The organism is Microbacterium sp. F1-18, from assembly GCF_052921305.1.
The window spans coordinates 661,939-674,395 of the sequence record NZ_JBREVD010000002.1 but is presented as its reverse complement, the minus strand read 5'-3'; the positions used below and the strand labels follow the sequence as shown (position 1 = coordinate 674,395).

Below are 12,457 nucleotides of genomic sequence, written 5' to 3'. Positions count from 1 at the left end.
CTCAGGCGCGCCGGTGGCGACGGCGCTGCAGCACGAGCAGCGCCCCGGCGACGAAGGCGCCCACGGCGGCGACCGCGAGCGCGATCGGTCCGCTCGCGCTGCCGCCCGTGGCAGGCAGCGCTGCGACCGCTGCATCGCGCACGCCGTTCGGCGACGTCGCGCAATCGGGCGTGGAAGCCGGATAAGCGACGGGAACGGCGAGATTGGGGTTCACCCGCAGGGTCGCGGCGATGTCGCCACGAGTCCAGGCGAAGCCGGCATCCGTCGCCGTCCACGTACCGTCGCGGAACTCCCAGCCGGGCCAGCCGGTGCCCCGGCCTGCGTCGTCGACGCTCGCCCCCGGCCACAGCACGCGGCCGCTCAGGCGGTAGTCCTGAAGCGAGCCGAGCGGCACGCTGGTGGTGTTCACGCCGTCGTCGAGAATCAACGACACCGGTGCCGTGGCCTCTTCGACCGTCCCTCCCGTGAGGACCACGTCGAATGAGATCCACGGTGCGTCGGATTCGCAGTCGGTCGTGACCATGGACCCCGCGAGCGTCGCCCCGCTCGGATCATCCGGAGCGTACGTCGTGGCATCCGTCGACGACACAGTCGGCAGCAGGCTCAGCGAACCGAGCAGCACGGCAGAAATGACGGAACTATGCATAGCGCCCTCCCCAATGGGCTGCGAGGCCATCTCCCCAGATGGCTTCTGTGAGCACACCGTAGCACCACGGGGCCCGTGCGGCGAGCCGCGGTTCGGGGGAGCCTGCACCCCGCCGGTAGACTCCAGGTGCGAATGGGTCGGCTGGACGGTCGCGTGGCGGGAAACCGCACCGAGGAACGTCCGGGCTCCACAGGACAGGACGGTGGGTAACACCCACCCGGAGTGATCCGCGAGACAGTGCCACAGAAAGCAGACCGCCGGCGTTCGCGTCGGTAAGGGTGAAAGGGTGGTGTAAGAGACCACCGGGGTCGTGGTGACACGACCCGCACGGTAAACCTCGTCCGGAGCAAGGTCAGACAGGGGATGCAGACGCGGTCCGCCGAGTCCCCGGGTAGACCGCTGGAGCGGCACGGCAACGTGTCGCCGAGAGAGATGGCCGTCCACGGGGCTCACGCCCCCGGACAGAACCCGGCGTACAGGCCGGCCCATTCGCCCCCGACCGCCCCTGCGCAGCCGTCGCGGCGCGGGCCTCGCACAGCGCGGGCCTCGCTCGTGGCAGGTGTCGCTCCCGGCGCCGGGACGCATTCCCCAAACGTGAGCCCCGGTGCCGGGAGCGACCTCTCACCGTCGCAGGCAGTCATGTCGCCCCGGAAGGGGCTATCGTGCACGGCACGCACCACGTACCTTCATTGCGTTCAACCGACCGCGGAGGCGCGGGTCGGGCGTCGAGTCTTCAGGCGCTACGAGCCGGTGCTCGCGGTCGTCATCCCCGAGATCCTCTGATCGTCGTCGCCCGGTTCGGCTTGCTGAAGGTCAGCGACCCACGACCGGACCACGAGGATCACGCGGAGGATGAGCAGCGATGCCGCCGCTCCTGTCACACCGTCGATGGCCGTGACCCAAGGCAGAGCACCCCATGCCGCGACGATGCCGGCAACAGTGATCACGGCGACCATGCCGGCGAGCAACCACGCTCTGCGTGCCGGGTCGGCACGTTCACTGGTCGGCGCGGGGCGGCGCGTGCGCGACGGCGGCGGCTGACGGGGGCTCCGCAGGTGCACGACGGATCCCGTCAGCGTGAAGACGGCGATCGTGAGCAGCGCCGCGCCGATGATCTCGCTCGGGCGGTGGTTTCCGATCACGATGATCGCCGAGGTGGCCAGCGCCATCCAGACCCCGAGCACGGGGGCGACCCACCGCTTCCAGGCCCGCGGCACCACGATGAGCAAGGCGGCAGCTACGGCGAGGACGACAACAGCGTGGCCGCTCGGATAGCTGACTGCGTCGTCACGCGAATCGACCAGCAGGGGACGTCCGAAGACCGACTTGAACCCTTCAGATCCCAGCACCGCTCCGGGGGTCGCGACGACAACCCAGAGGGCTGTCCGCCCGTGTCGTCTCGCTGCCGCGATGACGACGGCCAGGAGGGTCCCCACCACGATCGTGGCGCGGTCGTAGGAGAGCGGCGGAAGATCATTCTGGCGGAGCCAGTAGCCGACAGTGTCGAAGACCTCGTACTTCCATGCCCACCCGTTCTCCAACGACTGCCCGGCAGCCGTGAGGTTGAAAAAGAGGTACAGGACGAAGAAGAGGGCCACCGCGATGAGGCCCGTCATGATCATCCGTGCCCGCACCGAGAAGCGAGGGCGAGATTCATGCATCCTGCCAGCCTAGGCGGCACTCGCCGGTTCGCCGTGGAGCACGTCGACCGCCGCTCCGCCCACATGGGGCGCAGTTCCGCGCGTCAGGCGCGGCTTCGAGTGCGCCTGGCACGCGAAACTGCGCCCGAGACCGACGCCGCAGCCCCCCGCGTCAGTGGGCGGTCGTGCCGGCGAGGTCTTCCGTGGTCTCGTCGAGGACGCCGGGCCGTTCGCCCGCGAGAGCGAGGGCCGCCGCGCCGATGATGCCGGCGTTGTTGCGGTGGACGGCGGGGACGATGGGCGTCTTCAGATCGAGCAGCGGCAGGAACTTGTCGGCGTGCTTCGACACGCCGCCCCCGACGACGAACAGGTCGGGGGAGAAGAGGAACTCGATGTGGCTGTAGTACCACTGCAGCCGTTCGGCCCACTCGGGCCAGTCGAGCTCATCGCGTTCCATCGCGGAGTACGCGGCCCACGCCTCGGCGTCCTTGCCGTGCTTGGCGCGGTGCACGTGGCCGAGCTCGGAGTTGGGGATCAGCACGCCGTTGTAGATCATCGCCGACCCGATACCGGTGCCGAGGGTCGTGAGGATGACGAGCCCGTCCTGGCCGCGTGCGGCGCCGTAACGCAGCTCGGCGACCCCGGCGACATCCGCGTCGTTGGCGAAGTGGATCTGACGACCGAGTCCCTGCTCGAAGAAGGTCTCGGCCTCGAAGTCGATCCAGGTGTCGGCGACGTTGGCCGCGGAGAGGGTGCGGCCGTTCTTCACGATCGCGGGGAATGCCACGCCGAGCGGGACGTCGCCTGCAGCGGTGACCTCGAGGCGGTCGAGGACCACCTTCACGGCACCGAGGACGTCTTCGGGCTCGGCGCCTTTAGGGGTCGCGACCTTGATGCGGTCGGTCAGGAGGTCGCCGGTCGACAGATCGACCACCGCTCCCTTGATCCCGGTTCCACCGATGTCCACCCCGACGGCCCGCGTCGCACTCGCACTCATGCGGCTCAGCCTATCGAGCGCGAGCGGGGCCGATTAGGCTCGGATCGAGCGCCACCGTAGGCGCAGTCTGGAGCGACCATGCCCGAGAGCGACGGCGAGTACTGGTACAACCTCACGACACACGAGGTCGAGCGCGGCAAGCAGTCGCCGGGCGCCGATCGCGCGGGTCCCTTCGCCTCTGCCGAGGAGGCCTCCCGCGCGCCGCAGATCATGGCGCAGCGGTCCCAGGCGTGGCGAGAGGACGAGGCGCAGGACGACGACTGGGGCACGCCGCCGTCGGAGGGCGCTCGCCGCCAGTAGTCTGGGATCCGACCCTGTCTCGGAGAGGACGCGATGGACAAGCAGCGGGACTTCGTACTGCGAACGATCGAGGAGCGCGGCGTCAAGTTCGTGCGGCTCTGGTTCACCGACGTGATCGGCACCCTCAAGTCGGTGGCGATCGCCCCGGCCGAGGTCGAGGGGGCCTTCGCCGAGGGGCTCGGCTTCGATGGTTCGGCGATCGAAGGGCTGACGCGCAGCTACGAGTCCGATCTGCTCGCGCACCCCGACCCGACGACCTTCCAGCTGCTGCCCTGGCGGGGTGAGATCGACCCGACGGCTCGGATGTTCTGCGACATCACCACGCCCGACGGCCAGCCCGCCGTCGCCGATCCTCGCAACGTCCTGAAGCGCACCCTCGCGAAGGCGGCCGACTCCGGGTTCACGTTCTACACGCACCCCGAGATCGAGTTCTACCTGCTGAAGTCGTCGTCGTACGGACCCGACGGTCCCGAGCCGGTCGACTCCGCCGGGTACTTCGACAACGTTCCCGGCGGCACGGCCCACGACTTCCGGCGCCGCTCGGTGCGGATGCTGGAAGACCTCGGCATCTCGGTCGAGTACAGCCACCACGAGGGCGGCCCCGGCCAGAACGAGATCGACCTGCGTTACGCGGACGCCCTCGCGACGGCCGACAACATCATGACCTTCCGCACCGTCATCAAGGAGGTGGCGATCGAGCAGGGCGTGTACGCGACCTTCATGCCGAAGCCCCTCAGCGGGCACCCCGGCAGCGGCATGCACACCCACATGTCGCTGTTCGAGGGCGACGTCAACGCGTTCTACGAAGAGGGCGCGCAATACCAGCTCTCGCAGACCGGCCGGCAGTTCATCGCGGGACTTCTGCGCCACGCCAACGAGATCTCGGCGGTCACCAACCAGTTCGTCAACTCGTACAAGCGGCTGTGGGGCGGCGACGAAGCGCCGAGCTTCATCACCTGGGGCCACAACAACCGCTCGGCGCTCGTGCGCGTGCCGATGTACAAGCCCAACAAGAGCCAGTCGTCGCGCGTCGAGTACCGTGCCCTCGACTCGGCTGCCAACCCCTACCTCGCGTACGCGCTGCTGCTCGCCGCGGGTCTCAAGGGCATCGAAGAGGGCTACGAGCTTCCCGCCGAGGCCGAGGACAACGTGTGGTCGCTCACCGACTCCGAGCGGCGCGCCCTCGGTTACGCGCCCTTGCCCGCGAGCCTCGACCACGCTCTCGAGTACATGGAGGAGTCGGAGCTCGTCGCCGAGACGCTCGGCGAGCAGGTGTTCAACTACGTGCTGCTCAACAAGCGTCGCGAATGGCAGAACTACCGTGCCCAGGTGACGCCGTTCGAGCTCAAGAGCAATCTGGAGATGCTCTGAGGCCATGACCCGGTCACCTCGTTCGACCGGACTGACGGGGCTGGCCCGGGCGGGTTTCGACGATCTCGGACGGGCCGACGCCGACCTGGCGGAGCTCGCCGAGCTGACGAGCGTCGATCGCGACGAGCTCGTAGCGTCGGCCGAGGCTGCGGCGGATCCCGACGCAGCGGTCTCCGCACTCCTGCGCATCGCTCGTCGAGACGCATCGGTCGTCACCGACGCGTTGCGACGCCGGCCCGCAGCGGTCTGGTCGGTGCTGGGTGCGTCGCAGGGGTTGGCGGACTTCTACCTGCGACATCCCGAAGAGCTCGCCGACCTTGCGTCCGACGGCGACGGTCTTCCGACGCGCGACGAGCTGACGGCGCAGATGCTCGAGTCCGTCGGCGCTGACGACGGCTTCGCGGCTTCCTCGGGCGACGATGCGTGGGTCGCGCTACGGGTGCGGTATCGGCGGATGCTGGCGCGGATCGCGCGGTTCGATCTTGCGGCATCCGATCCGACGATCATCTTGCACGCGGTGGCCGCGGCCCTGGCGGATGCCGCGGGGGCGGCGCTGGAGGCGTCGCTCGCCGTCGCGCGCAGCAGACTCGTCGCGGGCGTCCCCGGAGCGGGGCGCTTCGAGCGCGACGCGGTCGCCGCGACCCGCCTCGCGATCATCGGGATGGGAAAGTCCGGGGCGCGAGAGCTCAACTATGTCAGCGACGTCGACGTGATCTTCGTCGGCGGCTCCGCCGACGAGGACGTCGTGTCGGAGTCGCAGTCGGTCGAGATCGCAACGAGACTCGCGATCCAGACGATGCGGGGCATCTCGGAGGTCGAGATCGAGCCGCCCCTGTGGGAGGTCGATCCGAACCTGCGCCCGGAGGGGAAGCAGGGCGCGCTCGTGCGCACACTCGAGTCGCACATCGCCTATTACGACCGGTGGGCGAAGAGCTGGGAGTTCCAGGCGCTGCTCAAAGCCCGGCCGCTCGCCGGCGATGCGGAGCTGGGGGAGCAGTACGTCGACGCCGTCCAGCCGATGGTGTGGGCGAGCGCGGCCCGCGAGAACTTCGTCGAGAGCGTGCAGAAGATGCGCGAGCGCGTGACCGACCACATCCCGCCCGGCGAGGTTGCGCGGCAGCTCAAGCTCGGTCCCGGTGGTATCCGCGACGTCGAGTTCACGGTTCAGCTGCTCCAGCTCGTGCACGGCGCATCGGACGAACGAGTCCGGGAGCGCTCCACACTCGATGCCCTCGATGCGCTCGTCTCGGAGGGCTACATCGGACGCGAGGATGCTTCGCGCTTCGCGCTCGATTATCGGCGCCTCCGCGTGATGGAGCACAGGCTGCAGCTCCGCGAGCTGCGCCGGACCCATCTCATGCCTGAAGACGGAGCAGCGCTGCGCACCCTCGCCCGCTCGTCGCGCCTCGGCGACGGCGGCGACCGGGTGGTCTCGGTATGGGACGACATCAAGCGCGAAGTGCGCGAGATCCACGTGCGGCTGTTCTACCGTCCGCTGCTCTCCGCCGTCGCCGCGCTCCCCGCCGACGAGCACACCCTCTCACCCGAGGCGGCTAAGGCCCGCCTGGCGGCGATCGGGTTCCGCGACCCGGCCGGCGCGCTGCGTCACATCGGAGCGCTGACGAGTGGCCTCAGCCGCAAGGCCGTGATCCAACGCCACCTCATGCCCGTCATGATCCGCTGGTTCGCCGACGGTGTGGATCCCGATTACGGCCTCCTCGCTTTCCGGCGCATCAGCGAGCGGCTCGGGAACACGCCGTGGTTCCTCCGGATGCTGCGCGATTCGTCGGGCGCCGCGGAAAGCCTGACCCGGCTGCTGTCGGGGTCACGATATGTCGGCGAGCTCATGGAGTGGATCCCCGAATCGATCGCGTGGCTCGACTCGCCCGATCAGCTCCGGCCGCGCCCGGGATTCGTGCTGCAGGAGGAAGCCCGCGCCATCCAGACCCGGCATGCTTCCATCGACGATGCCATGGCTGCGGTCCGGGCGCTCAGGCGGCGCGAGCTGCTGCGGCTCGCGATGGCCGCTGTCGTCGGCGAGCTCTCCATCGAAGAGCTCGCGGAGGGCCTGACCACCATCACCGAGGTCACGATCCAGGCGACGCTCCGTGCCGTGCGGCGCGAGGTGCTTCCGCCCGAAGACGATCGCCTCGAGTTCTCCGTCATCGCGATGGGACGCTTCGGCGGGGCCGAACTGGGCTTCGGATCGGATGCCGACATCATCTACGTGTTCGACGCGAACGGCGTCCCCGCTCAGCGCGCTCAGGAACTCGCGCTCCAGCTCGTGCAGGGTGTGCGGCGGTACTCCGAGGACCACCGCCTGCCGCTCGAGCTCGACGCGGGCCTGCGTCCGGAAGGCCGCAACGGCCCGCTCGTGCGTTCTCTGGAGTCGTACGCCGAGTACTACCGGCGCTGGTCGCTGTCGTGGGAGGCCCAGGCTCTCCTGCGCGCCCGTGGCGTCGCGGGAAGTGTGACGCTCATCACCCGGTTCCTGGCCCTCGCCGACGACTTGCGCTATCCCGTGGCGCCCGACGCCCAAGGACTCCGCGAGATCCGGCGTATCAAGGCCCGTGTCGAGAGCGAGCGGCTGCCGCAGGGCCAGGACCGTTCTCGGCACCTCAAGCTGGGACCGGGCGGTCTGAGCGACGTCGAGTGGCTCGTGCAGCTCATTCAGCTCGAGCATGCGCACCGCGTGCCGGGCCTGCGCACGACGTCGACCATCGCCGCCCTCGAAGCGGCGGTCGGCGCCGAGCTCATTCCGCGGGACGCCGCCGAGAAGCTGTTCGCGGCGTGGCGGCTCGCCAGTCGGCTGCGGTCGGCGAACACCCTGCTGTCAGGTCAGACCAGCGACGTCCTGCCCACTGATCGTGGCCGGCTCGACGGAATCGGCCGCCTGCTGGGGTATCCGGCACGATCGGCGACCGTCGTGGAGGAGGATTGGATGCGCGCCGCGCGCCAAGCCCGCCGCGTGTTCGAGAAGCTCTTCTACGGCTAAAGGGGAAACATGTCGGTTGGTCTGCTGGCTGTCGTCGACGACATCCTGAGCGCGGCTCTGCGCGCTTCCGCGAAGTCGGCGGGTGTGGTGATCGACGACGCCGCCGTGACGCCGCAGTACGTCCAGGGGATCACACCGGCCCGAGAGCTTCCCGTCGTGGGGAAGATCGCGCTCGGGTCGATCGCGAACAAGTTCCTCATCATCATCCCCGTGGCGCTGCTGCTGACCGCGTTCGCGCCGGCCGTGCTGCCGTACCTGCTGATCCTCGGCGGCATGTTCCTCTGCTACGAGGGCGCCGAGAAGGTGTTGGAGTGGTTCGGGGTTCATCACGGCGTCGAGGATGACGGTCCGCGAGATGAGAAGAAGCTCGTGCTCGGCGCCGTCCGCACCGATCTGATCCTCTCGGCCGAGATCATGCTCATCTCGCTGTCGAACCTCGACGAGGGGATGGGCATCTGGCAGACGCTCGCCGTGCTCGCGATCATCGCACTGCTGATGACCGGCGTCGTCTACGGAGCTGTCGCTCTGCTGGTGAAGATCGACGACATCGGCCTGCGCATGGCGAAGAACCCGTCGTCGCGGGTGCGCCACACGGGGATGCGGATCGTCCGGTCGATGCCCGCCGTCTTCCGCGTCATCAGCGTCGTGGGGACCGTCGCGATGCTGTGGGTGGGTGGGCACCTCGTGCTCGCGAACCTCGGCGAGGTGGGGGTGGCCTTCACACTCGACCTGCTGCACGGGGTGGAGCACCTGCTCGAAGCCGCGGGCGGTGTGGTCGTCTGGATCGGCGAGACGGCCGTGTCGGCGATCGCCGGGCTGCTCGTCGGGCTCGTGATCGTCGGCGTGCTGATGGTGATCCGGCGCCTCCGCCACGGCGGACCGCAGCATGCCGGAGACGCCGCGACCCACTGACCTACCCTCGCTCGCCGCATCCGACGGGCATGGTGATGGGCGCGACGTCAAGCCGCCTGCACTCGGTTCGCGACTCTCATAGCCTGACCAAGTGATGACGACTTCGACGCTGCCGCGCCCCGCGCGCGTCGAGTGGTCGCCCCGGCAGTTCTCGGTCGACGGGCTTGTCTTCCGCGTGTGGAGTTCCGCCGCAGAAGCGTCGTCTCCGACCATCGTGCTCGTCCACGGCGTGGGCATGTCTCACCGCTCATTCCTCCACCTCCACCCGAGGCTCGCGCGTACCGCGTCGGTGCACAGCGTCGATCTGCCGGGCTTCGCGGGCCTGCCGGCGCCCGAGGTCGACGTCTCGGTCGCCGCGATGGCGGATGCCCTCGCGGACGTGCTCCGCCGCGTTGTCGCACGCCCCGCCGTGCTGGTCGGACACTCGATGGGGGCGCAGTGGGTGGTCGAGACGGCCGTGCGGCATCCGGACCTGGTCGGTGGGCTCGTCCTGATCGGCCCGGTCGTCGATGATCAGCGCCGCGGGCTGCCCGCGCAGGCCGTGGCGCTGGCTCGCGACGGGCTGCGGGAGCCGCCGCGGGTGAACCTCCGCGTCACGCTCGACTACCTCCGCACCGGCCCGCGCTGGTTCTTCGCGCAGGTCCGGCACATGCTCGCCTATCCTCTCGAGGAGCGCGTGGCAGAGGCCGTCGTGCCGACCCTCGTGGTGCGCGGCGGCCGCGACCCGATCGCCGGGAACGGGTGGGTCAATCGCCTCGCGGCGCGAACCGCTCGGAGCAGTGTGCTCGTGGTACCGGGCAAGGGGCACCACGTCGAGCGCACCGCAGCGGAGGCCGTCGCACACGGCATCCTCGCTCTGACAGCATCCGGCGGCCACCCCGCGGGCGCATCATGATGCGGCGCGCGCTCCGCGATGCGACGTGGTGGATAGCGGACTACGCCTACGCGGCCGTGTGGCAGGTGCGCGCCTTCTTGTCGCGCACGGATCCCGGCGACTTCCGGTCGGGAGACGGCACACCCATCGTCGTGCTCCCCGGCGTTTACGAGACGTGGCGCTTCCTGCAGCCCCTCATCACCGCGCTCCACGACCGCGGGCACCCCGTTCACGTGATCGCCGCGCTGGGTCGAAACCGATGGCCCGTGCCGCGTGCAGCGCGTCACGTCACGGACTACCTGAAGCAGCACGACCTCGACGATGTCGTGATCGTCGCGCACAGCAAGGGAGGCCTGGTCGGCAAGCAGGTGATGGCGGATGCCGCTGCCGGCGGTCGTATCCGAGGCATGGTCGCCGTCGCGAGCCCGTTCGCCGGCTCGGTCTACGGGCGGCTCATGCTCGTACCGTCGCTGCGGGCGTTCTCGCCGAGCGCGCCGGGGATTCTGGCGTTGGCGCGCGAGGTGAGCCCCAACCCGCGCATCGTGTCGGTGTACGGAGACTTCGACCCGCACATCCCCGGCGGCAGCGAGCTGGACGGTGCGCGCAACGTCCGGCTGGAGACGGGCGGGCACTTCCGCATTCTCGCGCATCCGCGGGTCATCGCGGAGGTCGTCCGGCTGGCGGGATGACGGTGATCAGTTGATGATCTCCGCGCTCTCGCGGGCCATGCGGGCGATGCGCTCCCGCCACGTCTGCAGCGCTTCGGGAGACAGTCGCGTCCAGTCGGTGACTTCGGCAACGATCCGCAGGGGAGCGGCCGAGCGATAGGACTGGGTGGGATTGCCCGGGAACTTCTTGTCGGTGACGTTCGGGTCGTCCTCGAAATCACCGATCGGTTCGACGACGTAGACGCGGGGCTCGCCGGGCACGGGAGCGATCTCGGCAGCGAGACCGGCACCGTCCTTCACCGCCGTGAAGTACACGTGGTTCATCGTGATCTCCGGGCGGTAGTTGGAGGGGTGGCCCGGGGTGAGCAGGTCGCCGACGCGCAGCGACGCCTTCGTGCCGTGGAAGAACGGCCCGGGAAGGTCAGAGAGATTCACCCGATCAGGATGGCGCCGACTGCGCCGACGATGCAAGCGCCCGACAACGACGGAGCCCCGCCGCCCGGCTCGAGAGAGCGGGCGACGGGGCTCCGTCGCAGCCGGTGTGTCAGACGCCGAAGTACAGCTCGTACTCGTACGGGTGAGGACGGGCGTTGATCGGCTGGATCTCGTTCTCGATCTTGTACTCGATCCAGGTCTCGATCAGCTCGGGCGTGAACACGCCGCCGGCCAGCAGGAACTCGTGGTCGTTGCGCAGCGCCTCGAGGGAGTCGAGCAGCGAGTTCGGAACCTGCGGGATGTTCTTGGCCTCCTCGGGCGGCAGCTCGTAGAGGTCCTTGTCGACGGGCTCGTGTGGCTCGATGCGGTTCTTGATGCCGTCGAGGCCGGCCATCATCTGCGCGGCGAACGCGAGGTACGGGTTGCCCGAGGCGTCGGGGGCGCGGAACTCGATGCGCTTGGCCTTCGGGTTGGTGCCCGTGATCGGGATGCGGATGGCAGCCGAGCGGTTTCCGGCCGAGTAGACCAGGTTGACCGGAGCCTCGTAGCCCTTGACCAGACGCTTGTACGAGTTCAGCGTCGGGTTGGTGAATGCGAGCACCGCGGCAGCGTGCTTGAGCAGGCCGCCGATGTACCAGCGCGCGATGTCGGAGAGCCCGCCGTAGCCCTTCTCGTCGTAGAAGAGGGGCTCGCCGTTCAGCCACAGCGACTGGTGCGTGTGCATGCCCGAGCCGTTGTCGCCGAAGAGGGGCTTGGGCATGAAGGTCGCGACCTTGCCCCACATCTCGGCGGTGTTCTTGACGATGTACTTGAACTTCAGGATGTCGTCCGCCGAGTGCACCATGGTGTCGAAGCGGTAGTTGATCTCCTGCTGTCCACCGGTGCCGACCTCGTGGTGGGCACGTTCGAGCACGAGGCCCGACTCGATGAGCTTGAGCGAGATGTCGTCGCGCAGGTCGGCCGTCTTGTCGACGGGCGAGACGGGGAAGTAGCCGCCCTTGAACGGCGTCTTGTTGGCGAGGTTGCCGCCTTCTTCGACCCGGCCGGTGTTCCAGGCGCCTTCCTCGGAGTCGACGGAGTAGAAGCTCGAGTTCTGCTTCACCTCGTAGCGGACGTCGTCGAAGATGTAGAACTCCGCCTCGGGGGCGAAGAACGCGGTGTCGGCGATGCCGGTCGAGGCGAGGTACTTCTCGGCCTTCTTGGCGACCTGGCGCGGGTCCTTCGCGTAGATCTCGCCGTTGCGCGGGTTGTAGATGTCGAAGATCATGATCAGCGTCTTCGCCTCGCGGAACGGGTCGAGGTAAGCCGTCGACACATCCGGAATCAGCTGCATGTCCGACTCGTGGATGTTCGCGAAGCCGCGGATCGACGAGCCGTCGAACAGCTGACCGACCGTGAAGAACTCCTCGTCGACGGTCGAGGCCGGGATGTTGAAGTGCTGCTGCACGCCAGGAAGATCCGTGAAACGGATGTCGAGGAACTTGACGTCCTCGTCCTGGATGAACTTGAGCACCTCGGAAGAATCTTTGAACATGGAGTCTCCAAGATCGGGTGAGGAACAGCCTGGAGTCATCCAGACCTCTTCGAACCTATCGGCATCCAGTTGCCCGGCAGTATCT

Annotated in this window: 11 protein-coding genes and 1 other RNA gene; 7 read left to right on the top strand and 5 right to left on the bottom strand. The window is 68.6% G+C overall.

From position 1 onward, the window contains the following. Position 1: 1 nt before the first annotated feature. Entirely contained in the window at positions 2 to 646 is a 645-nt protein-coding gene (locus ACU6RU_RS07440) for an LPXTG cell wall anchor domain-containing protein (RefSeq protein ID WP_446726230.1), read from the bottom strand. A gap of 133 nt (positions 647 to 779) precedes the next feature. Between ACU6RU_RS07440 and rnpB the strand changes: the two genes are divergently transcribed. Further along, an RNA gene (gene rnpB, locus ACU6RU_RS07435) (RNase P RNA component class A) lies at positions 780 to 1,138 on the top strand. Positions 1,139 to 1,386: 248 nt separating this feature from the next. Here rnpB and ACU6RU_RS07430 read toward each other — a convergent pair. Next, the gene (locus ACU6RU_RS07430) at positions 1,387 to 2,307 is read right to left on the bottom strand and encodes a phosphatase PAP2 family protein (protein ID WP_446726229.1); all 921 of its coding nucleotides are present in this window, start codon (positions 2,305 to 2,307) and stop codon (positions 1,387 to 1,389) included. 151 nt (positions 2,308 to 2,458) lie between these two features. Beyond that, complete coding sequence (ppgK, locus tag ACU6RU_RS07425; RefSeq protein ID WP_120262882.1) at positions 2,459 to 3,283, bottom strand: polyphosphate--glucose phosphotransferase; 825 nt, start codon at positions 3,281 to 3,283, stop codon at positions 2,459 to 2,461. A gap of 78 nt (positions 3,284 to 3,361) precedes the next feature. Between ppgK and ACU6RU_RS07420 the strand changes: the two genes are divergently transcribed. The 6 genes from ACU6RU_RS07420 to ACU6RU_RS07395 all read left to right on the top strand — a co-directional run bounded on the left by ACU6RU_RS07420 (position 3,362) and on the right by ACU6RU_RS07395 (position 10,424). Next, positions 3,362 to 3,583, top strand: coding sequence for an SPOR domain-containing protein (locus tag ACU6RU_RS07420; RefSeq protein WP_120262881.1), 222 nt, complete (start codon positions 3,362 to 3,364; stop codon positions 3,581 to 3,583). A gap of 33 nt (positions 3,584 to 3,616) precedes the next feature. Then, positions 3,617 to 4,954: a type I glutamate--ammonia ligase gene (glnA, locus tag ACU6RU_RS07415; protein WP_120262880.1), complete on the top strand. Its 1,338-nt coding sequence runs from the start codon at positions 3,617 to 3,619 to the stop codon at positions 4,952 to 4,954. Between the two features lie 4 nt (positions 4,955 to 4,958). Then, complete coding sequence (locus ACU6RU_RS07410) at positions 4,959 to 7,949, top strand: bifunctional [glutamine synthetase] adenylyltransferase/[glutamine synthetase]-adenylyl-L-tyrosine phosphorylase (protein WP_446726228.1); 2,991 nt, start codon at positions 4,959 to 4,961, stop codon at positions 7,947 to 7,949. A 9-nt stretch (positions 7,950 to 7,958) separates the two neighbouring features. Beyond that, positions 7,959 to 8,861, top strand: a complete 903-nt coding sequence (locus ACU6RU_RS07405) for a DUF808 domain-containing protein (protein WP_446726227.1) — start codon at positions 7,959 to 7,961, stop codon at positions 8,859 to 8,861. Between the two features lie 94 nt (positions 8,862 to 8,955). After that, positions 8,956 to 9,756 carry an alpha/beta fold hydrolase gene (locus ACU6RU_RS07400; protein WP_446726318.1) on the top strand — a complete coding sequence of 267 codons (801 nt, stop codon included), beginning with the start codon at positions 8,956 to 8,958 and terminating at the stop codon, positions 9,754 to 9,756. Further along, complete coding sequence (locus ACU6RU_RS07395) at positions 9,756 to 10,424, top strand: esterase/lipase family protein (RefSeq protein WP_446726317.1); 669 nt, start codon at positions 9,756 to 9,758, stop codon at positions 10,422 to 10,424. Before ACU6RU_RS07400 ends, ACU6RU_RS07395 begins: the two co-directional genes overlap by 1 nt. A gap of 6 nt (positions 10,425 to 10,430) precedes the next feature. On the opposite strand, the gene arr is transcribed toward ACU6RU_RS07395, so the two are convergent. Next, on the bottom strand, positions 10,431 to 10,838 hold the full coding sequence (gene arr, locus ACU6RU_RS07390; RefSeq protein ID WP_446726226.1) for an NAD(+)--rifampin ADP-ribosyltransferase: 408 nt from the start codon (positions 10,836 to 10,838) through the stop codon (positions 10,431 to 10,433). A gap of 109 nt (positions 10,839 to 10,947) precedes the next feature. Beyond that, positions 10,948 to 12,372 carry a type I glutamate--ammonia ligase gene (gene glnA / locus ACU6RU_RS07385; protein WP_289331275.1) on the bottom strand — a complete coding sequence of 475 codons (1,425 nt, stop codon included), beginning with the start codon at positions 12,370 to 12,372 and terminating at the stop codon, positions 10,948 to 10,950. Positions 12,373 to 12,457 lie beyond the last annotated feature (85 nt).